Genomic DNA, 22342 nt, shown 5'->3' with positions numbered 1-22342 from the left:
AGCGCGGCGCTGCTCTACACTCGTAGCACACGAGGTAGAGAATCAGAGGGGATGTCGCTGTGCCTAAATCGAAAATCCGTGTCTTAACCTTATCGGCGCTGGCGCTTGGCGCTGCTGCCATCGGCCTTGCCGCCGGAACGCCCGCCTTCGCGCAGACGGGGGCGACGAGCCAGCTGAGCGTGCCGCCGATCGCGTTCAAGGAACGGACGCTGAAGAACGGCCTCAAGGTCATTTCCCTCCGCGACACGACGACGCCCAATGTGGCGGTTTCCGTCTGGTACGAAGTCGGGTCGAAGCACGATCCGCAGGGCCGGTCCGGCTTCAGCCACCTGTTCGAGCATATCCTGTCCCGCAAGACGCGGAACATGCCCTACAATATGATCAACCGCCTGACCGAGGATGTCGGCGGGGTACGGAACGCGTCCAACTGGTACGACCGCACCAATTATTACGAGATCGTCCCCGCCCAATATCTAAAGACGATGCTGTGGACTCACGCCGAGCGGATGGCGCGGCCGGTGGTCGATCCGGAAGTGTTCGAAACCGAGCGGAACGTGGTGAAGGAAGAGCTTCGTCAGCGCGTGCTTGCGCCGCCTTATGGGCGGATGCGCTTCGTCCTGTCCGAGAACAGCTATGACACTTTGCCGCACCGGCGGCCGGGCATCGGTAGCATCGAAGATCTGGATGCGGCGACGCTCGAGGACGCCCGCGCCTTTCACGAGGCTTATTACGGGCCGGACACGGCGGCTTTGATCGTCTCCGGCAATTTCGACGAGGCGCAGCTTAACCGCTGGGTGGATGAATATTTCGGAAGCATTCCGGCGCGTGCGAACAAGATCCCGCTCGAGATCAAGGGAGTGGAGAAGCCCCGCACGGCGCCGCGATCGGTGGTCGCCTATGCGCCCAACGTGCCGCTGCCGGTGGTGGGGTCGACTTGGCGCATTCCTGGAACGGCGCACCCGGATCTGCCGGCGCTGGCAGTGATGGACGCAATCCTCACCAGCGGCGAATCCTCGCGGCTCTACAAGAGCCTCGTTTATGACAAGCAGCTTGCGACCTCGGTTATTGGGGAGCTCAACGATGTCGAGGACGGCGGCTACTACGCGCCCTATGCGATCGCTGCCAGCGGCAAGACCCTGAGCAAGGTGGACGCGGCGCTGCAGGCGGAGATCGACCGCATCCGCAACGAACGGGTGACGGCGGCGGAGCTTAACGAGGCGAAGAACGAACTGATCGCCGCAAGCCTTCGCGAGCGCGAGATCTTCAGCGACCGCGCCTTCGAGCTTGGCGAAGCCTATGTCCGCACCGGCGACCCGCGCGCGGCCGACAAGCGCCTCGCCGGAATCCAGAAGGTGACTGCGGCAGACGTGCAGCGCGTGGCGCGGAAATATCTGGCGCCGAATGCCCGCGTCGACATTCGCTATTTGAACGAAACGGCGCGGCCGCAGGGAGTGGCAGACAATTGGAAGAACCCGGTGCCGATGCCGACCTTCGCGTCGGCGCCGCCCGCCAAGCGCGCGCCGAATACGCTCGCCGCTGAAGGCGAGCGGGAGCAGCCGCCGGCGCCCGGCGCGGCGCTGCCGGTGACGCCGCCTGCTATTTCGGAAGGCCGGCTGGCCAATGGGCTGCAGCTCGTCACCGCCAAGACGAGCGACGTGCCGCTCGCGACCATGGCGCTGATGGTGAAGGGCGGCGCTTCGACCGACCCAAGAGGCAAGGCAGGCCTCGCCAATATGGCGGCGTCGCTCGCCACCAAGGGCACGGCCACGCGGACCGCGCAGCAGATCGCGGCGGAGATCGAATCCCTCGGGGCGACGCTCAGCAGCAATGCGGGGCCGGACGGAATCATCCTGTCCGTGTCCGCGCCGACGGCCAACCTTGAGGCAGCAGGGCGCATCCTTGCCGACATCGCGCAGAATGCGACCTTCCCGGCGGCTGAGGTGGAGCGGGAGCGGAAGCAGGCGCTGGACGCGCTCAGCATCGCGATGAAGGATCCGAGCGCGCTTGCGAACATGGTCGCGCAGCCGGTGCTCTACGGCACTGCGCCTTATGCGACGCCGGCGGCCGGGACCCCGGGGTCGCTCGCCTCGATGGGGCAGGCGGACCTTTCCGGCTATTACCGGCAGTGGTTCCACCCAGCCAATGCGGCCTTGATCGTGTCGGGCGGCATCGATGCGGCGCGGGCGAATGCGCTTGCCCAGCGGCTGTTCGCGGGCTGGCGGGGCCAGGGACCGGCGCCGGTGCCGCCAGCGGAGCGCGCCGGCGACGCAGGCAAGGCGCGGACGGTGGTGGTCGACCTTCCGGGTGCGGGCCAAGCGGCGGTGGTTGCGGCGGTGCGCGGCGTCAACCGCGCCCATCCCGATTACTACAACCTCAACGTCGCCAATGCGGTGCTTGGAGCGGGCTCCAACGGGCGCCTTTTCCAGGAAGTGCGCGTGAAGCGGGCGTTGTCCTATGGCGCCTACAGCAACCATCCGGCGCGCGCCGACGAGGCGCTGCTCACCGCCTCCGCGCAAACTAAGAATGAAAGCGCGGCGGACGTCGCCAAAATCTTCCTCGACGAACTCGACCGGCTCGGCAAGGAGCCGTTCGAGGCGGACGCGATCGAGAAGAGGAAGGCGTTCCTGGTCGGCGGCATCAACCGGCAGGCGGAAAGCGGCGGCGGCTTCGCGGCCCTGCTAGGCGGCCTCCTCCAGCAGGGCATCGCGCCCGCCGAAGCGGTGCGGCTGACCAGCGCCATCCAGGACGTCACGCCCACGGCGGCCGCGCAGGCGGCGGGGCAGATCGCCTCCTCCGACCGGGCGACTTTGGTCATCGTCGGCGATGCGTCGAAGTTCATCGACAAGCTCCGTGCGCTCAGGCCGGACGTGGAGGTGATCAAGGCGGACGAGTTAGATCTCGACGCAGCGAACCTCCGCAAGACCGGCTAAAACGGCGTTCAGGCGGCGATCAGGCTTTCAAAGCCATGGTCGCCGCCGAACCATAAAGGGGTGTTTCCATGCGTATCCTACTTGCCGCTGCCCTCCTGCCGCTGGGCTTAAGCGGCTGCCTTGCCAAGACGGCGCTCGACGTCGCGACCCTGCCGGTGAAGGCGGCGTCGAAGACGGTCGACGTCCTCACCACCAGCCAGTCCGAAGCCGACGAGAAGCTGGGAAAGAAGGTGCGCAGGTACAATGAGTGCGTCGGCAAGGAGCAAAGGCGCGCGGAGCGGCGCGGCGAGGAGCCCGATCTCAGCCGCTGCGGCGATAAGCCCTAAAGCGCGATAGAGACGGTTTTCCGCTCGAGATAGGCTTCGATGCCGACGCTGCCGTTTTCGCGGCCGAAGCCGGATTGCTTGAAGCCGCCGAAGGGGAGCGCGACATCGGCGCCTGAAGGCACATTGCCCCAGACCATGCCCGCTTTGATCTTGGCGGCGAGCTTGTGCATCGCGGAGACGTCGCGGGTCCAGACACTTGCGGCAAGGCCGTAGGGCGTGTCGTTCGCGGCCTTCGCGACCGCTTCGAGATCGTCATAACGCTGGGCGGTGAGGACCGGGCCGAAGATCTCCTCGCGGACGACGCTCATTTCGGGGTTCACGTCGACCAGGATGGTGGGCTTCACGAACCAGCCTTCGTCGCCCGCAGCCTCGCCGCCGGTGAGGACGGTTGCGCCGGCTTTACGGCCCTGGTCGATATAGCCGAGCACGCGCTCATGCTGCTCGTCCGACACGAGCGGACCCATCATCGTGTCGGGCGCGAGGCTGGGGCCAAGCTTCCACTGGCCGGCATTCTCGGCGACCGCTTCGAGCAGCTGGTCGAAAATGTCGCGGTGCGCGAACAGGCGCGAGCCGGCGATGCAGACCTGGCCGGCATTGGCGAATATCGAGCGCGCAGCGCCGGCGGCCGTCTTGGAGATGTCAGCGTCGGGAAGGACGATGACCGGCGACTTGCCGCCGAGTTCGAGCGTCACGCGCTTCAGCGTGTCGGTCGCGGCTCGGTTGATGATCTTGCCGACCTCGGTCGAGCCGGTGAAGGCGATCTTGTCCACGTCCGGGTGCCGGACCAGCCGGTCACCGGCGACCTCGCCGAGGCCGGTGACGATGTTAACGACGCCGGCCGGGAAGCCCGCTTCCGCGATGAGGTCGCCGAGACGAAGCGCGGTGACCGAGGTTTGCTCGGCGGGCTTCAGGACCAGCGTGCAGCCGGCGGCGAGCGCGGCGGCGATCTTCTGCACCGCCATCATCAGCGGGAAGTTCCAGGGGACGATCTGCCCGGCGACGCCGATCGGCTCGCGCCGCACATAGCTATGGAAGGCGCCGGTCGGATGCATGGCCGGATCGAGCGTTTCGCCCGCAATCTTGGTCGTCCAGCCCGCCATGTAGCGAAGCGTAGCGACCGCACGGGTGATGTCGTAGCCGCCGGCGACGCTCTTCGGTTTGCCGTTGTCGATGGCTTCGAGTTCGGCAAGTTCGTCCGTGTCGCGTTCGATAAGGTCGGCGAGCCGCTCGATCAGGCGCTGGCGCTGATAGGGGGAGAGGCCGGTCCAGCGGCCGTCGTCGAAGGCGGTGCGGGCGGCGGCGACGGCGCGGTCCACATCCTCGACAGAGGCATCGACGATGGCCGATACTTGCTTGCCGGTCGAAGGGTCGAAGACGGGCAGCGTCTTGCCGTGTGTCGAGCGCACCCATTCGCCGTTGATGAAAAGCGCCGGCTCCCGCGCCAGGATGCGCTGGGCGGTATCGGAATAAGCGGGCTGCGCGGCGATCTTGCTGATCTCGTTCATGGCTTCGAGTCCTTTTTCTTGCGCGCTCTTTAGCGCCGCCGCCGCGATCAGGCGAGGATGGAGCGGGCGGATCTAACCTGCTGTTCGGGGTCGGCGCGCGGCGGAATTGCGGCGCCCTTCTTGACGGCCGGGCGGCTGCCGACCTGGTCCATCCAGCGCTTCAGATTGTCGAGACCGCTGATGTCGATGCCGGGCCATTCGTGGATATGCGCCCAGGACCAGTTGGCGATGTCGGCGATCGAATAGTCGCCTGCGAGATATTCGTTGTTGGCGAGGTGGCCGTCGAGCACCTCCAGAAGGCGGCGGCTTTCGCGCTGGTAGCGGTCGATGGCCGGCTGGATCTTCTCGGGGAAGTAGCGGACGAAGACGTTCGCCTGCCCCATCATCGGCCCGAGCCCGCCCATCTGGAACATCAGCCACTGGATGACTCGGCTCCGACCCTTTTCATCCTGCGGGATGAGCCTGCCGGTCTTCTCGGTGAGGTAGAGCATGATGGCGCCGCTTTCGAACACGGCGAAGTCGCCATTGCCGCGGTCGACGATGGCGGGGATGCGGCCGTTCGGATTGATGGCGGTGAACCACGGCTCCTTCTGCGCGCCAGACGCTAGGTCGATCTTATGCACAGTGTAGGGAAGTTCGAGCTCCTCCAGCGTGATCGAGGCCTTCCAGCCATTGGGGGTGGCGGCGGTGTAGAGATCGATCATGGCAAGCCTCCTAGAGGGTGCGCAGCGCCCTTGCCGGCCGCGCCGCAAGCGCAGGTAGGGAGCCCAATAGGCCCAATACAAGGGTGACGAGCGCGCCGGCGAGCAGCGTCAGCGCAACAGTGCCCCAGTCCGGCGCCCATTCGAGCTCAAGCACCTCCACCACTACATACCAGCCGGAAGCCGCGCCGAGACCGAAAGCGACGGCGGCGAGGATGAGGGCTAGAACGGTGAATTCGAGCGCCTGCGCGGCAAGGATCCGGGAGCGGGTGGCGCCGAGGAGCTTCAGCATCACGCTGTCATAGACCCGGGCACGGCGGGAGGCAGCGAGCGCGCCGATCAGAACGGCGATGCCGGCGAGGATCGCGACACTGGCGGCAGAGCGGACGGCAACTGAAAGCTGGCCGAGCATTCCAGAGACGGCCTCCACCACCTCCTTTACCCGGATCGCGGAGACGCTGGGGAAGGCATTGGACACGGCGCGGGCGAAGGGCCGTTCCTGCGCTTCCGGCATCGAGATGGTCGCCATGAAGCTGTGCGGCGCGCCCTCCAATGCGCCGGGCGCGAAGACGATGACGAAGTTGAAGCCCATCGTGTCCCAGTTGATCTCGCGGAGGGACGCGATCCGCGCCTCGATCTCGCGGCCGAGGATGGAGACGGTGATGTTGTCGCCGACTTTCAGGCCGACCGCGTTCGCGGCTTCGACATCGAGCGACACGAGCGGCGGGCCGGAATAATCGCGCGGCCACCATTCGCCGGAGACGATGCGGCTCCCTTCCGGCACTTCGCGGGCATAGGTAAGGCCGCGGTCGCCGCGGAGGAACCAGGCGCCCTCCGGAAGCTCGGTCATTTCCGAAACGCGGCGGCCGTCCACCGCCACGACGGCGCCGCGGAGCGACGGGATGGTGACGAGATCGCCGTCAGGCGCCGCGCGGGTCGCGAGGGCGCGGAAGCGGTCCACTTCGCCCACAGGAATGTCGAGCATGAAGAAGCTCGGCGCCTTTTCCGGGATGGTGGTGCGGATCTGGCCAGTGAGGTTGGTTTCGATCACGGCAAGCGTGGTGAAAAGCGTGAAGCCGAGGCCGAGCGCCACCACCAGCCGCCCGGTCTGCGCCGCCGGGCGGTGGAGATTGGCGAGGGCTAGGCGGAAGAGCGGGTTCTTCGGCCGGGGCAGCCGCGCGGCGATCCAGCGGATCAGCCAGCCGAGGATGGTGAGGAGCAGGAGCAGGCCGAGCGCCGAGGCGATGAACAGGGCGGCGAACATCGGCTCCCGCGCCGTCGCGATGGCGAGCGCGGCGATGAGGCCGGCGGCGGCGATCACCGCCAGGATCAGCGTCCATGGTGGACGGCGGAGCTGCTCCAGGCTGCCGCGGAACAGCGAGGCGGCAGGTACGGTGCGGGCGCGGGCGAGCGGCAGCAGGGCGAAGACGAAGGCGATAAGGAGGCCGTAGGCGGCGCTGACGAGGAGCGGCAGCGGATAGACGGAGAGAACCGGCGGCACGGGCAGAGCGCTTCCCGCCACCTGCACGACAATCCACGGCACGAGTGCCCCGACGATGAGGCCAGCGAGGATCGCGCCCAGAGCGACGATGCCGATCTGGAGAAGATAGGAAAGGAAGATGGTGCGGCTGGTGGCGCCGAGCAGCTTCAGCGTGGCGATGATGCCGCGCTTCGAATCCAGATAAGAGGTGACGCCGTTGCCGACGCCGATGCCGGCGACGATGAGGGCCGTGAGGCCGACGAGGGTCAGGAACTGGCCGAGCCGTTCGATGAAGCGGCGCGTGCCGGGGGCGCCGTTCGAGCGGTCCTGAACCTGAAAGCCGGCATCCTTGAAGCGCGACGACAGTCGCTCCGTCACCGGATCGGGCGAGGCGCCCGCAGGAAGGCGGATGCGGTAGACGCTGCTGTAGAGGCTACCGGGCTGGACAAGGCCGGTCGCTTCGATGCCGCTCCGGTCGGTGAGCGCGGTCGAACCCAAAGTGAAGCCCTGCCCCACGCGGTCTGGCTCTTCGGCGATAAGGCCGATGATGCGAAGCTGGGCATCGCCGATGCGGATGCTGTCGCCGACGCCGACGCGGAGCCGTTCGGCAAGCTCGGGCCCAACCGCCACTTCATTGCCGCTGGGGCGGGGGCGAAGAGCGCCATCCTGAAGGCGGAAATTGCCGTAGAGCGGATAGGCCTGATCGACGCCCTTGAGTTCGACGAGGACGCTCTCCTGCCCGTCGAGCCGCGCCGCCATCGCGCGCATGCGGGTGATGTGGGAGACCTCCCCTTCGGCGCGGAAGGCGGCAAGCTCGTCCGGCGTCGCCGCGCGTTGAGAAACGCCGACCTGAATATCGCCGCCGAGGATCGACTGGCCCCGTTCGGCAAGGCCGGTGACGATGGCCGACGACAGGCTTCCGACGGCGGCAAGCGCCATCACGCCGAGGAAGAGGCAGACCGCAAGCAGGCGAAGGCCGGTGAGGCCGCCGCGGAGGTCGCGAAGCGCAAGGCGAAGCGGAAGGTTCAGGCGGCGGCCCTCCGGTCGGAGACGATGCGGCCGTCCTGCATCTCGAGCACGCGGTCGCAGCGGCTGGCGAGCGACGGATCGTGGGTGATGACGAGGAGGGTCGCGCCGGTATCCTTCTGCCGCTTGAAGAGCAGGTCGAGGATGGCCGAGCCGGTCTTCGCGTCGAGATTGCCGGTGGGCTCGTCCGCGAAAAGGATTTCCGGCTTCGGCGCGGTGGCGCGGGCGATGGCGACGCGCTGCTGCTCGCCGCCCGACAGCTGCGCTGGATAGTGGGTGACGCGGTGGCCGAGGCCGACCGCCTCAAGCTCCGCCTTTGCGATGGCGAAGGCGTTCCCCTCCCCCGCCAGCTCCAGCGGCACGGCGACATTTTCGTGCGCGGTCATGGTGGGGAGCAGGTGGAAGGCCTGGAGCACGATGCCGATCCGGCCGCGCCGGGCGCGGGCGAGGCCGTCCTCGTCGAGCGCGGTGAAGTCGGCGCCGGCGACGCGGATCGTACCGCCGGTCGCCCGCTCCAACCCCGACAACACGGCCATCAGGGATGACTTGCCGGAACCCGAGGGCCCCAGCAGGGCGACGCTTTCGCCTCGCTTCACCTGAAGATCGATGCCGCGGAGGATATCCACCCGCGCAGGGCCGTTTCCAAGCGACAGCGTGACATCCGCTGCGTCGATGACAATATGGGGATTGGACATGAAGGTGAGGTTGTTCCGATGGCGTTACGGGTGGCATATGGGGTTCGAAGGCTGTTTGTCCATGCGGCCTTTCTCATGACTTTGGCGGCAGCGGCGCCCGCGGAGGCGCAAGACGTCGAGATCCTCGCCTTCGGCGACAGTCTCACCGCCGGTTACGGCCTGCCGCGCGGGCAGGGTTTCGTGCCGCAGCTTGAGGACAGTCTGCGGCGTAACGGAGTGCGCGCGCGGGTGATCGACGCCGGCGTATCCGGCGATACGACGGCGGCCGGCCGGGCGCGGCTTGGCTGGACTTTGAACGGGCTCAAACGGAAGCCCGACCTCGCCATCGTCGCGCTGGGCGGCAACGACATGCTTCGCGCGCTGCCGGCGCGGCAGACGCGCGAGAATATGGACGCGATCGTTGCGGAGCTGAGGAAGCGGGACATTCCGGTGCTGGTTGCGGGCATGCTCGCCGCGCCGAACATGGGGCCGCAATATGGGGCCGAGTTCAACCGGATTTTTCCGGATCTGGCGACGCGGTACGACGCGGCTTTCTACCCCTTCTTCCTCGCCAATGTGGCGGGCAACCGGCGGCTCAACCTGCCGGACGGGGTGCATCCCAATTTCGAGGGTATCAAGAAGATGGTGAGCGGGATCCTGCCCACCGTGATGAAGGCGCTGAAACGATAGCGGAGCGCCGCCGCGCTCAGCTGTCGAGGATCAGCTCGTGGCCGAAGCGGATGCCGAGCTTGCCTTCGCGCGCCCAGCGGACGAAGCCGTGAAGGCGGCTGCAATTTTCGAACTGGATGACGAGGCTTTCGCCAAGGCGCGGCGCGATGTCGCATTCGATCTGCGTGCCGCGCGAGGAGATGTTGAGGACCGGGACGGGATAACTCTGGCCGCGAAAGGTAATGACCGCGCGCTCGATGATGTCTTCGTAACGCGGTTCCGACCGTTGTTCGACAACGACGTTCGGCGCTTCTACGGCGACCGCAGCCTCAACCAGCATAACCCTTCCCCTACCCAGCTCTCCAGGAGAGATGATGCAGGAGAAGGGTTAACGAGTTCCTAGCGGGCTGAAGCGGCGTCGTTTTCCCAGAAATAGGGCAGGCGGCGGCGCTCGCCGGTCACCTCCTCATTCATGGTGGCAGCATCGTAGAGGCGGCCGTTCAGCATCACCTTCGACACCTTGTCGCTGTTCTGGATGTCGGCCAGCGGATCGGCATCGAGGACGACGAGGTCGGCGAGCTTGCCCGTTTCGATCGTGCCGAGATCGGTGAAGCCCAGCGAGGTCGCGGCCGTCGCCGTGGCGGTGCGAAGCGCCTCGACCGGGCTGAAGCCGCCCCGCGCCATCGACCACATCTCCCAATGAAGGGCGAGGCCCTGCTGCTGCCCGTGCGCACCGGCCGACACCATCACGCCGCGGTCCGAAAGACGCTTCGAATTGCGGGCGCTCAGCACGTCGACGAAATCTTCCTCGGGGGCGTGGACGACGCGGACATGCTCGGCCGCCAGCACCTCGCCCGGCACATGGCGGGTGAGGATCGGGTGCTTCAGCACCTCTGTCTTGGAACTCCAATAAGCTTCCGCGCCCATGCCGCCGTAGGTGACGCCGAGCGTCGGGCGGTACCCGACCTTCGTCCCCGAATAGAAATCGATCACATCCTGATAGATCACCGCCTGCGGGATGTTGTGTTCGAGCGAGGCGTTGCCGTCGGCGATCAGCGAGATGTCGAGGCCGTAGAGGGAGCCCCCCTCCGCCACGGAAGCGATATTCTCGCGGATCGCCCCAAGCGCCACCTGCTGGCGCTGGTCGCGGCGCGGCTGGTTGTAGTTCTTGACGCTGTGCGCTCCCTGCGCCTTCAGGCGGCGGACGTGGCCCAGCGCATCGTCGAAGCTGTTGATCTCGGCGTAGAGGCCGGGAAGCTTCGCGCCGTACACCACTTCGCCCGTCGAGAAGACGCGCGGCGCGACGATAAGCCCCGCCCGCTGCATCTCGCCGGCCGCGAAAATCTCGCTGGAATCGTTTGACGGATCGTGGATCGTGGTGACCCCGAAGGCGAGATGCGCCAGCGCCGACCAATTCTGCTGGGGAACAAGGTCGTCGTCGCCCATCGGGCCGTGCGCATGGGCGTCGATGAGGCCGGGTATGATCGTCTTGCCGGCAAGGTCCACCTGCCGTGCGCCGCCGGGGATCGCGACCTCGCCCCGCCTGCCAACGGCGCGTATGCGATTGCCTTCCACCAGCACGACGCCGTCGTCGATCACGCCGCCGCTGCCGTTCGCCATGGTGATGACCTTTGCGCCGGTGAGCGCGACCAGACCCGCCGGCCGGTCGGCGGGCGCCGAAAGGGCAAGCGAGGTACCGCTGGTCGGCGGAACGAAGCTGGCCCCGGGCGCGGTGCGGATGACCGATGCGCTGTCGGCGCTGAACAGGGTCGGGCCGCGGCTCCAGCCGATGGTCCGGCCGTTGCCGCCCCAGTGGAGATATTCGGCGCCGCTCTCGCTGACCTTCACGATCGGGAGCTGGGTCGCCTTGGAACCGACCTCCACCGTTTTCGCGCTGGCGAGGAAGGGCGCGACGAAGACGTCGTAATTCTCGCGGAAGGCGATGTGATCGCCGGTGGGCGACACCTGATATTCACTGACGAGGTCGCCCTGCGCGTGGACGCGGCGGTCCTTGCCGTTCATGTCGACGCTGACGAGCTTCAGCTTCTGGTCTTCGGTGACGTCCATATAGACGCGGTCGTTGGCGGCGCCGAATTGCGGATTGCCGCCGGTGGAGGTAAGCCGCGTCGCCGCGCCGCCCGCGGCCGGCATGCGATAGACGCCCTGCTGGTCCGACCAGCGATCCGCGGTAAGCCCGCCGCCCCCGCCCCGTTCGAACACGATGGTCTGTCCGTCCGGCGAAAAGCGCGGCCGCTTATAATGGCCCGGAATATCGGAGAGCGTGCGCATGCCGCTGCCGTCCGCGGCGACCGAGCGGATTTCGCCGAGGCGCTGGTCGTTCCAGCTGACAAAGACGATGCGGTTGCCGTCGCGCGACCAAGCGGGATAAAGCTGGAAATCGCCGTCCGCAGCAGTCAGCGGACGGGGCGCACCCCCGCCGATATCCTTCATATATAGGCGTCCGAGGCTTTCGAACACGGCGCGCCGCCCATCGGGCGAGAGCACGGCGAAACGCGGCATGCGGGTGGTGAAGCTGTCGCGCCAGGCGGTGGTGGTCGGCAGAACCGGATCGATTACATCGCGGCTGTCAGACACCTGGAACGGGATTTCGGCGTCGCCGCTGCCGTCAAAGTTCACACGGCGGATCTTGCCGCCTGCCCAGAAAATGATGGAGCGGCTGTCGGGCGTCCAATCCATGTTCGGATAGACGCCGGAAACTGCCCAGCTTTCCTGCATGTCCTGATCGAGATTGTCGTAAATCTTCCGCTCTTCGCCCGAACGCAGGTCCTTCACGTAGAGCTTGGAACGCGCACGCTCCCGCTTCACGAAGGCGAGGTAGCGGCCGTCCGGCGACGGAGCGGGGCGAACGGCGCCGCCCGGTCCGCCGGCAGCGGTCGAGCGCTCACCGGTGCGGAGGTCGTAGCGCTCGATCGCGAACAGCGCCTGGTTGGAATTCTGCGCATATTGGAACGTGCCGCCGGGCGTGATGTCGCGGCTGAAATAGATAGCGCTGCCGTCCGGCGTGAACATCGGCTCGCCCAGTTCCTTCTGGTGCTGCGGGTTCGGCCGTTCGACGAGAGCGACGCCGTTGCCGCCGCCAACGTGGTAGAGCCAGACTTCGCCCGTGCCGGCCGAGCGCTGGGTGGTGAAATGCTTCCGCGCGGCAATGTACCGTCCGTCGGGACTCCAGGTGGGGTTGTTGAGAAGCGTGAAGCTTTCCTTGGTGAGCTGGCGCCGACCGGAGCCGTCGACATTCATGATCCAGATATTGTCTCCCCCGCCGCGGTCGGAGGTAAACGCGATCTGCCGCCCGTCGGGCGAGAAGCGCGGCTGCTGTTCGTAGGGAAGCCCCGCCGAAATGCGGGTCGCGCGGCCGCCGGTGATCGGCATGGTATAGATGTCGCCGAGAAGATCGAAGGCGATGGTGCGGCCGTCGGGGCTCACGTCCAGGTTCATCCAGGTGCCTTCATCGACGTTGATCGGCACCTGGCGGAGCTTTGCGGGCGGCGCCGCGACGTCCCATTTCTTCTCCTCCTTCGCCTGCGCGAAAGCGGTCGTGGACATGAGCAGGAGGGACAGGGCGGCAATGCCTTTTTTCATGGGATGCTCCGGCGGCGCGGAAGGACTCCGCGTGGGTTGGGATTGGAGCAGGCTGCAACAAGCGCGCGGCAGGCGCAAGACCGCTCTTTTCTGCGGCTCAAGGGGAATAATGCCTAACCTGTTTTAGGCCGCCAAAGGCGCATAGGAACTTCCGCTGCAATTAAGCCGTTCGTTTCCCGACCGTTAGCAATCCGGAACGAATGAATGGCCTTGGACAAGTTGGAGCTGTGGGGCGGGGTGGAATGCACCATAGCGCGGGTCGGAGATGATTATCGCGATCAGGTAGCCGAGACGGGACATAAGGACCGGCAGGGCGACATCGACCTGATCGCGGATCTCGGCATCCGCGCCGTGCGCTATCCGATCGTCTGGGAATCCATCGCGCCCGACGATCCGGAGACGCTGGATTTCTCCTGGCACGATGCGCGGCTGGAGATGCTGCGGGAGCGCGGCATCGAGGTGATCGGCGGCCTGCTGCACCATGGCTCCGGCCCCCGCTATACTGACCTTCTCGATCCCGATTTCCCGGAGAAGTTCGCCGCCTTCGCAGCGCGTGTGGCCGAACGCTATCCGTGGATCGAAAAGTGGACGCCGGTGAACGAGCCGCTCACCACCGCGCGTTTCTCAGGCCTTTACGGCCACTGGTATCCGCATGCCCATACCGACCGCGCCTATCTTCGCGCGCTGATGAACGAATGCCTCGGCACGCTCGAGGCGATGCGGGCGATCCGCGCCTTCATCCCGGGTGCCCTGCTCGTCCAGACCGAGGATCTCGGCAAGACCTTCTCGACCGCGCCGCTCCGCTATCAGGCGGCGCATGAAAATGCGCGGCGCTGGCTGAGCTTCGACCTGCTCTGCGGCCGCGTGGATTCGCGGCACCCGCTCTATAAGCGCCTCATCAAGAACGGCATCGAACCCGCGGAGCTGAAGCGGCTCCGGTCAGGCGAGGCGAAGCCCGACATACTCGGCATCAACCATTATCTGACGAGCGAGCGCTTTCTTGACGATCGGGTCGAGCTCTACCCGAACCTGCCGGCCGGTGGGAACGGACGCGACCGCTATGTCGATGCCGAAGCGGTGCGTGTGAAGAGGCTCCATCTCCATACCGGCATAGGGCCCCGCATCCGCGAGGCATGGGCGCGTTACGGCATTCCCATCGCCATCACCGAAGTGCATCACGGCTGCACCCGCGACGAGCAGCTCCGCTGGTTTGCCGAGGTCTGGGAGCAGGCTCAGCGCCTGCAGAGCGAAGGCGTGGACCTCCGCGCCGTGACGCTCTGGTCGCTGTTCGGCAATGTGGACTGGCGCTCGCTGCTGACGCGGCGCGACGGCGTTTACGATGTCGGCGCTTTCGATACTCGGAGCCCTGAGCCACGACCGACCATCATCGCCAAGGCCGCCGAAGCCTATGCGCGCGGGCGGCGCTTCGATCATCCGGCACTCGAAGCAAAGGGCTGGTGGCGGCGGCCGCAGCGGCTCTACGACTGGCACGGCAGGTGCAAATCCTTCGCCGACGGCGAGCCGCGGAAACTGCTCATCACTGGCGCCACAGGCACGCTCGGCCGCGCCTTTGCGCGTCTCTGCGAGCATCGCGGCCTTTCCTTCTGCCTCACCAGCCGGAAGGAGCTCGATATCACCAGCGAGCGGTCGGTCGCGAAGGCGATGGCGCATTACAAACCGTGGGCCATCATCAACACCGCCGGCTTCGTCCGTGTCGCCGATGCCGAACATGAGCGGGAGGCGTGCATCGAAGCCAATGCCGCCGGTCCACGCAACCTCGCCAAAGCCTGCGCGAAGGCGGGCATTCCGCTGGTCGCCTTTTCGTCCGACCTCGTCTTCGACGGCAAGCTCGGCCGCGCCTATGTCGAGGAAGACGCGCCGAACCCCACCTGCGTCTACGGCGTGAGCAAGGCGGAGATGGAACGGGACGTGCTTGGGCTCTGGGACAAGAGCCTCGTCCTTCGCACCAGCGCCTTCTTCGGACCCTGGGACCGGTACAATTTCGCCTGGAACGTGCTCAATCAGCTTGCCCGCGGCGAGCCCGTGCAGGCGAGCATCAGCACTTTGATCTCGCCGACCTATGTGCCGGATCTCGTCCATGCCGCGCTCGACCTGCTGATCGATGGGGAGACCGGTATCTGGCACCTCGCCAATCAGGGCGCGCTCAGCTGGCACGAATTTGCGCGGCGAATGGCCGAGGGCGCGAACCTTAATCCGGCGCTCGTCCTGCCGATGGACGGGCCGGCGGCGAACACCGTGCTTTCCAGCAGCCGCGGGCTTCTCCTCCGTCCGCTCGATGGCGCGATCGAAGAATATCTGCGGGAGGTCGTGGACCTTATCGAGCCGCTGCCCGAAATGAATGTAGCGGCCGAATAGGCCGCTACATCCCTCTCCTGAAGTTCTAATCCGGCCGGAGCCGAAGCCGCCTTATTCGGCGGCTTCGGTCCAGACGGTCTGCTTGGCTGCGGCCTTCGCGTCGGCCTTCTTCCGCTGCTCGTCCAGCCGGCGGAAGGTGGCGAGCGCCTGACCCACGACCTGGTCCATGTTGTAGTAGCGGTAGGTCGCGAGGCGGCCGACGAAGGTGACGCCCGCCGTCGCATCCGCAAGCGCTTCGTACTTCTTGAACAGCTCCTGATTCTCCGGCCGCGGGATCGGGTAATAAGGATCGCCCTCCGCGCTCGGATATTCGTAGGTGAGGCTTGTCTTCGGATGCTCTTGGCCGGTCAGGTGCTTATACTCGGTAATCCGGGTATAGGGCACCTGAGGGTCTGGATAGTTCACGACCGCAACCGGCTGCACCCACTCCTGATCGACCACTTTGTGCTCGAAACGGAGGCTCCGATAGGGGAGCTTGCCGTACCGGAAGCCAAAATATTCGTCGATTGGGCCGGTGAAGACGATGTGACCGGCGTCGATCTCCTTCACCACATCCTTATAGTCGGTGGAGAGCAGCACATCGATGTTCGGATGGTCGAGCATCCGGTTAAACATCGCGGTGTAGCCGTCCTTCGGCATGATCTGGTGCTTGTCGGTGAAATAGCGGTCGTCGGTGTTCGTCCGCGTCGGAACGCGCGAGGTCACCTGCTTGTCGAGCTCGCTGGGGTCGAGACCCCATTGCTTCCGCGTATAGCCTTGGAAGAACAGCTCGTAGAGCTCGCGGCCGACGGCGGAGATGACGACGTCTTCCGAAGTCCTGATCTCGCCCACCGGCTCGGCGCGCGAGGCAAGATATTCGGCCGCTTCTTCCTCGGTCTTGAGGTCGAGGCCGAACAGCTTGTTGAGCGTCGTCCGGTTGATCGGGATCGGCACCAGCTGATCGCGAACATGGCCGAGCACGCGGTGCTCGTACGGGCGCCATTCGGTGAACTGGGACAGATAGTCGACGATGTCGTCCGAATTGGCGTGGAAGATGTGCGGCCCGTACTGGTGGATGAGCACGCCCGCTTCGTCGAGATGATCATAGGCGTTGCCGGCAACGTGCGGCCGCTTGTCGATTACGAGCACATGCGCGTCATGCTGGCTAGCCAAACGCTCGGCGATGACCGAACCCGCAAAGCCCGCGCCGACCACAAGATAGTCGTACTTCTTTTTCGTATGCGCCTTGATGATGTTGGGACCGGCCTGCGGCACCACGGTCGCCTCGCGAACGAGGCCCGCCATGCGCGCATAGGTGGTGTCCCAGCTCAGGGTCGACAGCTTCTCGTCCACCTGGCCGAGCCATTCGTCGTCGCCCTTCGCGAGCGCAAGCGCATCTTCGCAGGCGCGGGTGAAGGCGTCGGCGCCGTCGGCGATGAACACCCCGTCGAGATCGCTATAGTGGCGAATGACGTCGGTGATCGGCGTCGACACGACCGGGCGGCCGCCCGCCAGATATTCCGGCGTCTTCGTCGGCGAGATGAATTTCGTCGATTCATTGATCGCGAAGGGCATCAAAGCCACGTCCCAGCCGCCGAGATAGACGGGCAGTTCCTCATAGGATTTGCCGCCGAGGTAATGGATGTTCCGGCGCTGCGGCAGGTCGGCTGGATCGATCTTCACCACCGGCCCGACCATGACGATCGCCCATTCCGGATGCGCGTCCGCAACCTCGGCGATCATCTCAAGGTCCATGCGTTCGTCTATCACGCCGTAGAAGCCAAGCCGCGGGCGGGCGAGATAGGCCTGGTCGTCGGGCGCCGCGTCCATGGCGCGGGCCTGCGCGAAATGCGCGCGATCGACGCTCGACGGGAACGGGTGGATGTTGGGGTGCCGGTCCTTCTTCGCCTCGTAGAGACTGTAGCCGCCGGTGAAGACGACGTCGGCCGAGGCGAGCAGCTCGCGCTCGAGATCGAGCAACTGCGGCGGCGCGAAACGGAAATTGGCGAGTTCGTCCATGCAGTCATAGACGGTGCAGGCAGCGTCGAGATGCCGCGAGAAAGGCAGCATCATCGGCGTATAATACCAGCGGATGAACGGCCCCTTCTCGCCCGCCACGAAGGAGTCGAGCAGGCCGCGGAGCGTCTCGTCGCGCTGCTCCTCGCTGAGGCCTTCAGGAAGCGACGGGGTTACGACGGTGACGCCAGTTTCGGCGCAGACGCGAACGCCGAGCGCTGGCTCGCACTCCGGAAGCGCCGCTTCGGGCTCTTCCCAATAGACGACCCGCGTGTCCTTCGCGAAGCGGCTCATCAGGTGTTGAGGCCGCTGAAAAACGAAATTCCAGCGCAAATGGGAGAAGCAGATCAGAGTTTGATCCAGAGAAGATTGCGCAGACGCATTCGGCCCCTGCGAAGGGGCGGTGGAGAAGCTGATCAATGTAAACCCCTGATGAACGAAGGACTTAGAGTGCAACGTCAAAGAGGCGTAACGAGTTCCCTTACGCTTCTTCTTGAACACTGATGCAGATTAGATTCGTGCTGAATCTGCGACGAACCGAGGTTTGAACCGGGCAATTGCGGGAACGAAACTACATTGACCCGCGCGCGGGTCCGATGCTCTTCTCATTTACAGAGGAGAGTTCATGCGTCCTGCCTTTTTGCTGCCGCTGGCTGCCGCAGCCGCGTTTCTTGACGCCCCCGGTCATTCCGAGCCCATAATCGTCGTGACCCTCCACGGCGCCGATTTGAGGGAAATGGAGACGCTGAGGGCGCGCTCGATCCTTCCCGCAGACGGACCGTTGGCCGAAACCATTGCAAAGGGGCGACGCGCGCTCGTCGTTCCCATCGATCCGGCGCTCACCTCGACGGCACGGGTCACGATGCTGACGGGCACTTACCCTTCAAAGCACGGCATCGTCGGCAATTCTTTTCTGAAGGACGACCGGCCGGGCAGCGGTTTCGGAACGCCTTTTGCCGCCGAGACCTTGTGGGAGGCTGGACGCCGGCAGGGGCGGCGAATTGTGCGGATCGGCACCTTGTTCCCGCACGGGAGCGGGGAGCCGCAGGCCGGCGATTATGTGGTCGCCAGCGGACGCTGGCTGGGGGCCTCGCAGGTGCTCGAGCTTGCACCAAGGAGTCCCGCCGACGCGGCTCCGCAGAGCCAGAAGATAGAGTTTGCGGCTCGCATTGCGCCGGAAGGCGACGAGGCCATCCAGGTCGCCGGAAGAACAGGCGAAGCGCCGATCCGCCTGCGGGCGGTTGCCGTGGACACCCGCAAGGACGGACGCCGCGTCTTCGACGGCATCGTTCTGGATGATGACGACGATCGGGCGAATGGCTGGAAGGCCTTGCTGCGGCCGGGCGAATGGGCTCCCGTTGAGTTCACGGCGGGAGCGAGCCGCGCAGGACGGTGGCTGAAACTGTTGGCGGTAAACGCGGATAGCGGGCAGGCGCGCCTCTATGTGGGCGCCGCGCATGAGGGGCGCGGCTATCCGGCCGATTTCCTTGCCGCCGTCGAGCAGAAGGCCGGCTTCTTCCCCGGCTCTCCCGACTACGACCGGCTGCGCGACGGCAGCATCGACGAGCGCACATGGATTGAGCAGATGGAGCGCGAAAATCGCTATTTTGCGGACGCGGCCGTCGCGGCGTCCGGCATCGGCCGCTTCGATGCGATGATCCTGGAGCAGCCGGCGATCGACAATGCGGTGCACCAGTTTCTGCGGGTCGATCCGCGCCAGACCGCCTTCGACGATGCGGCGCGCCGGACCCGCTTCCAGAGCTATATCGCGCATGCCTATCGCCTGGTGGACGCGAATCTAAAGCGCGTGATCGAGGCGCAGCCGCGGCAGCCCAAGGTCGCGCTCGTTTCGGACTATTCGCTTCTGCCGGCGCACAGGCGCTACGACCTCAATGCCATTCTTCGTGGTGCCGGTTTCAGTGTCGAAGGCGACGCACCAGTAGTCCGTGTTCGGGTGAGCTCCACCTCCGCGCATCTTTACTTCGACAAGAGCAAAACCGCCGACGCAGCCGCTTCTATTGCGAAAGCGGCTGCCCTGCTCCGCTCCTTCCGCGACGTCGGTGGCGAGCCCGTCTTCGAAGATGTGCTGACGCCGGAGCAGCAAGTCTCACAAAACATCTTCTTCCCCGGCGCCTCAGGCGACCTTTGGGTGAGGGCGCGGCCCGGCTATACCCTCTCTGCGCGGCAGGACAGGCTCGACGTTCTATCGGACGAGCCGCTGCTGAGGGGCGAACATGGCTATAGAGCGTCCGGTAGGGCCGGGATGGGCATGGTGCTGCTTCGTGGCGGCAATGCCCGATCCACGAACGCGGGCTATGTCTGTGCGGTCGATGTGACGGCCCTGCTGTCCGATTTCATCGGGATGGATCCGCCCAGGGATTGGAAGGCGCCGCGATCGTCGGCTGAGACACTGACCGTGCAGGAAGCGGACGATTGCGCCCGGCGCGGCTTATGAATCGAACGCGCTCTTCAACTCCTCCAGCCAGGGCGCGGCGGTGCCGTCGGACGGGGCGCGCCAGTCCCCGCGGGGGCTGAGGCTTCCGCCGGCGGAGACCTTGGGCGAATTGGGCAGGGCCGAGCGCTTGAACTGGCTCGTCTGGAAGAAACGCCAGAGGAATTCCTCCAGCCACTTCCGTATCGTCGGCAGGTCGTAGGAGCGTTTTAGATGCTCCGGGAAGCCGATCGGCCAGAGCCCCTGCTCCTTATCCTTCCATGCCTGCCAGGCCATGAACGCGACCTTCGATGGCGGCTGGCCGGAGCGGAGGATGTGGAACAGGAAGAAGTCGTGCAGTTCGTAAGGGCCGATCTTGTCTTCGGTCGACTGCATGCCGGCTTCGTCCGCGGGCACTAGCTCCGGCGAGATTTTGGTGTCGAGAATGGCGGTGAGGATGCGGTCGGTCTCGGGGTCGAACTGGTCGGTCTTCACGGCCCAGCGGACCAGGTATTGGATCAGAGTTTTCGGAACGCCCGCATTGACGCCGTAATGGCTCATATGGTCGCCGACGCCGTAAGTGCACCAGCCGAGCGCCAGTTCGGACAGGTCGCCGGTGCCGACGACGAAGCCGGCCCTCTGGTTGGCGAGGCGGAAGAGATAGTCGGTGCGGAGCCCTGCCTGCACATTCTCGAACGTGATGTCGTAGACCGGCTCTCCGTTCGCGAACGGGTGGCCCATATCCTTCAGCATCTGCATGGCGGCAGGCTTGATGTCGATCTCCTCGCCGACGACGCCAAGCGCCTTCATCAGCGCCCAGGCATTGGACTTGGTGGTGTCCGATGTCGCGAAGCCCGGCATGGTGAAGCCGAGGATGGTCGAGCGCGGCAGCCCCAGATAATCGCACGCCTTGGCGGCGACGATCAGGGCGTGGGTGGAATCGAGCCCACCCGACACGCCGATGACGAGGTGCGTGCCCTTGGTGGAGGTGAAGCGCTTGGCGAGGCCCTGCACCTGAATGTTGAAGGCTTCGTAGCAATCCTGATCGAGCTGCTCGACGCGGTTCGGCACGTAGGGGAAGCGGCGATAGCGCCGCTCGAAGCCGATGGCGGCGAGCGCGGGCGCATGATCGAAATGGATGCGGCGCGCGCTCTTTTCCGGATGCCCGGCCGCGACCGCATTGTCGTTGAACGTCGGCATCCGCATCCGCTCGAGCCGGAGCCGCTGGACGTCGACGTCGGCGACGGCAAGCTCGGGCTCACGCGAGAAGCGGCCATTTTCGGCGACGAGCTCGCCCAGCTCGTAGATGGAGCCCTGCCCGTCCCAGGCAAGGTCGGTCGTGCTCTCGCCGGGACCTGAGGCAGCATAGATATAGGCGGCGCAGCAGCGCGAGCTTTGGCTGGCGCAGAGGAGCGCCCGTTCAGACGCTTTGCCGATCGTTATGTTGGAGGCCGAGAGGTTGCAGAGGATCAGCGCTCCCGCGAGTGCACCCACGGTCGAGGGCGGCTGCGGCGCCCAATAATCCTCGCAAATCTCGACATGGAAGATGAAGTCGTCGAGCCCTTCGCCGGCAAAGATGAGGTCGGTGCCGAACGGAACCGTCTGCCCCGCGACGGCAATGTCGATGCCGTTGAGGCCGAGGCCCGACACGAACCAGCGCTTCTCATAATATTCGCGGTAGTTGGGGAGGAAGCTCTTCGGCACCACGCCCAAAATGCGGCCGCGGGAAATCACGAGGGCGCAATTGTAGAGGCGGCCGTTCCGCCGAAGCGGCGCGCCGACGCACAACACCGGGTGAAGTTCGGCGGTGGCGGCGCAAAGATCGGCGATCCCCTGCTCCACCCGGTCGAGAAACGCCTCCTGAAGATGAAGATCGTCCACGGCGTAGGAGGAGATGTTGAGTTCCGGATAGACGACGAGATCGACACCCCGCTCGTGCGCCTCGTGGGCCAGGAGCAAAGTCTGTTCGACGTTGAAGGCAATGTCGCCGGACGAGGCGAGCGGCGTCGCCGCCGCGGTGCGGACATAACCGTGCCGATGGATGGCCTCGAAAGGCGGACGCTTTCCCTTTGCCATCACAGCATCTCGTTCATCATCTCAACCGCGACCCGCATGCATTCGATGCGTGTAGCACCTCTTCCGATGGCACCAAAATGTTCCTCCCTGTGGGCGGTGGTGCGACCGGCGCGGGCGCAGCCAAAATGGACGAGCCCGGGCTCGTCGCCCTTGTCGGCAAAGCCGGTGATGGACAGCGCGATATTGGCGCGCGAGCGCTGCAGCGCGCCTTCCGCCATGGCGACGGCCACTTCCTTCGACACCGCGCCTTTCTCGTCGATCAGCTTTAACGGGACGCCAAGCATCTCGTTCTTCGCCTCGTTCGTATAGGTGACGAAGCCGCGCTCGAAGGCATGGGCGACGCCCTGCACGTCGGTGAGGAGGGAGGCGAGCATTCCGCCCGTGCAGCTTTCCGCCGTCGCCAGCATCAGCTCTCGTTCGGACGCTTTCGACAGAAGCCGCCGCGTCGCCTCCTCGGTTTCATTGGAGAGCACCGGCGAAAGGGTTTCGGTATCGTTCAAATCGCGTCCTCGAACTGCATGTCGGCCACGGAACCGCGCCTTAGGGCCAATGG

General features: G+C 65.6%; 14 protein-coding genes. 5 read left to right on the top strand and 9 right to left on the bottom strand.

The features are described 5' to 3' along the window. Positions 1-59: 59 nt before the first annotated feature. Together VGD10_RS03635 and VGD10_RS03630 are read left to right on the top strand one after the other, a co-directional pair. Positions 60-2930 carry a pitrilysin family protein gene (locus VGD10_RS03635; RefSeq protein WP_331039427.1) on the top strand — a complete coding sequence of 957 codons (2871 nt, stop codon included), beginning with the start codon at positions 60-62 and terminating at the stop codon, positions 2928-2930. 68 nt (positions 2931-2998) lie between these two features. After that, positions 2999-3256, top strand: a complete 258-nt coding sequence (locus tag VGD10_RS03630; protein ID WP_331039426.1) for a hypothetical protein — start codon at positions 2999-3001, stop codon at positions 3254-3256. Here VGD10_RS03630 and VGD10_RS03625 read toward each other — a convergent pair. Genes VGD10_RS03625 through VGD10_RS03610 form a run of 4 tightly spaced genes read right to left on the bottom strand, consistent with a single transcriptional unit; the run spans position 3253 to position 8663 of the window. Then, positions 3253-4761 (bottom strand): aldehyde dehydrogenase family protein, encoded by a 1509-nt coding sequence (locus VGD10_RS03625; RefSeq protein ID WP_331039425.1) that lies wholly within the window; start codon positions 4759-4761, stop codon positions 3253-3255. The two genes, VGD10_RS03630 and VGD10_RS03625, sit on opposite strands and share 4 nt — an antisense overlap. A 47-nt stretch (positions 4762-4808) precedes the next feature. Beyond that, entirely contained in the window at positions 4809-5465 is a 657-nt protein-coding gene (locus tag VGD10_RS03620) for a glutathione S-transferase family protein (protein WP_331039424.1), read from the bottom strand. Between the two features lie 10 nt (positions 5466-5475). Continuing rightward, entirely contained in the window at positions 5476-7971 is a 2496-nt protein-coding gene (locus tag VGD10_RS03615; protein ID WP_331039448.1) for an ABC transporter permease, read from the bottom strand. Beyond that, positions 7968-8663: an ABC transporter ATP-binding protein gene (locus tag VGD10_RS03610; protein ID WP_331039423.1), complete on the bottom strand. Its 696-nt coding sequence runs from the start codon at positions 8661-8663 to the stop codon at positions 7968-7970. The genes VGD10_RS03615 and VGD10_RS03610 overlap by 4 nt, the downstream gene beginning before the upstream one ends. Before the next feature lie 75 nt (positions 8664-8738). On the opposite strand from VGD10_RS03610, the gene VGD10_RS03605 reads away from it, so the two are divergent. Next, the gene (locus VGD10_RS03605; protein WP_331039422.1) at positions 8739-9332 is read left to right on the top strand and encodes an arylesterase; all 594 of its coding nucleotides are present in this window, start codon (positions 8739-8741) and stop codon (positions 9330-9332) included. A gap of 16 nt (positions 9333-9348) precedes the next feature. On the opposite strand, the gene VGD10_RS03600 is transcribed toward VGD10_RS03605, so the two are convergent. Next, a complete protein-coding gene (locus VGD10_RS03600) occupies positions 9349-9651 on the bottom strand; it encodes a PilZ domain-containing protein (protein ID WP_331039421.1) in 303 nt (100 codons plus the stop codon). 59 nt (positions 9652-9710) lie between these two features. After that, positions 9711-12911, bottom strand: coding sequence for an amidohydrolase family protein (locus VGD10_RS03595; RefSeq protein WP_331039420.1), 3201 nt, complete (start codon positions 12909-12911; stop codon positions 9711-9713). Positions 12912-13115: 204 nt separating this feature from the next. Between VGD10_RS03595 and VGD10_RS03590 the strand changes: the two genes are divergently transcribed. Next, positions 13116-15287: a family 1 glycosylhydrolase gene (locus VGD10_RS03590; RefSeq protein ID WP_331039419.1), complete on the top strand. Its 2172-nt coding sequence runs from the start codon at positions 13116-13118 to the stop codon at positions 15285-15287. Between the two features lie 51 nt (positions 15288-15338). On the opposite strand, the gene glf is transcribed toward VGD10_RS03590, so the two are convergent. Next, complete coding sequence (gene glf / locus VGD10_RS03585; protein WP_331039418.1) at positions 15339-17576, bottom strand: UDP-galactopyranose mutase; 2238 nt, start codon at positions 17574-17576, stop codon at positions 15339-15341. Positions 17577-17907: 331 nt separating this feature from the next. On the opposite strand from glf, the gene VGD10_RS03580 reads away from it, so the two are divergent. After that, entirely contained in the window at positions 17908-19737 is a 1830-nt protein-coding gene (locus VGD10_RS03580; RefSeq protein ID WP_331039417.1) for an alkaline phosphatase family protein, read from the top strand. Here VGD10_RS03580 and VGD10_RS03575 read toward each other — a convergent pair. Then, on the bottom strand, positions 19732-21789 hold the full coding sequence (locus VGD10_RS03575; RefSeq protein WP_331039416.1) for an NAD(+) synthase: 2058 nt from the start codon (positions 21787-21789) through the stop codon (positions 19732-19734). The two genes, VGD10_RS03580 and VGD10_RS03575, sit on opposite strands and share 6 nt — an antisense overlap. After that, positions 21789-22289 carry a CinA family protein gene (locus VGD10_RS03570; protein WP_331039415.1) on the bottom strand — a complete coding sequence of 167 codons (501 nt, stop codon included), beginning with the start codon at positions 22287-22289 and terminating at the stop codon, positions 21789-21791. The genes VGD10_RS03575 and VGD10_RS03570 overlap by 1 nt, the downstream gene beginning before the upstream one ends. Positions 22290-22342 lie beyond the last annotated feature (53 nt).

Origin of the sequence: Allosphingosinicella sp. (assembly GCF_036402135.1) — a bacterium.
In the GTDB taxonomy this organism is placed as follows: domain Bacteria; phylum Pseudomonadota; class Alphaproteobacteria; order Sphingomonadales; family Sphingomonadaceae; genus Allosphingosinicella.
This window is presented reverse-complemented; position numbering and strand designations above follow the sequence as displayed.

Bases quoted from the DNA above. Each gene is read 5' to 3' on its own strand.
- VGD10_RS03605 (WP_331039422.1), top strand. From the start codon at position 8,739: ATGACTTTGGCGGCAGCGGCGCCCGCGGAGGCGCAAGACGTCGAGATC.
- VGD10_RS03590 (WP_331039419.1), top strand. From the start codon at position 13,116: ATGGCCTTGGACAAGTTGGAGCTGTGGGGCGGGGTGGAATGCACCATA.
- VGD10_RS03630 (WP_331039426.1), top strand. From the start codon at position 2,999: ATGCGTATCCTACTTGCCGCTGCCCTCCTGCCGCTGGGCTTAAGCGGC.
- VGD10_RS03595 (WP_331039420.1), bottom strand. From the start codon at position 12,911: ATGAAAAAAGGCATTGCCGCCCTGTCCCTCCTGCTCATGTCCACGACC.
- VGD10_RS03575 (WP_331039416.1), bottom strand. From the start codon at position 21,789: ATGGCAAAGGGAAAGCGTCCGCCTTTCGAGGCCATCCATCGGCACGGT.
- VGD10_RS03625 (WP_331039425.1), bottom strand. From the start codon at position 4,761: ATGAACGAGATCAGCAAGATCGCCGCGCAGCCCGCTTATTCCGATACC.
- VGD10_RS03600 (WP_331039421.1), bottom strand. From the start codon at position 9,651: ATGCTGGTTGAGGCTGCGGTCGCCGTAGAAGCGCCGAACGTCGTTGTC.
- glf (WP_331039418.1), bottom strand. From the start codon at position 17,576: ATGAGCCGCTTCGCGAAGGACACGCGGGTCGTCTATTGGGAAGAGCCC.
- VGD10_RS03620 (WP_331039424.1), bottom strand. From the start codon at position 5,465: ATGATCGATCTCTACACCGCCGCCACCCCCAATGGCTGGAAGGCCTCG.
- VGD10_RS03610 (WP_331039423.1), bottom strand. From the start codon at position 8,663: ATGTCCAATCCCCATATTGTCATCGACGCAGCGGATGTCACGCTGTCG.
- VGD10_RS03580 (WP_331039417.1), top strand. From the start codon at position 17,908: ATGCGTCCTGCCTTTTTGCTGCCGCTGGCTGCCGCAGCCGCGTTTCTT.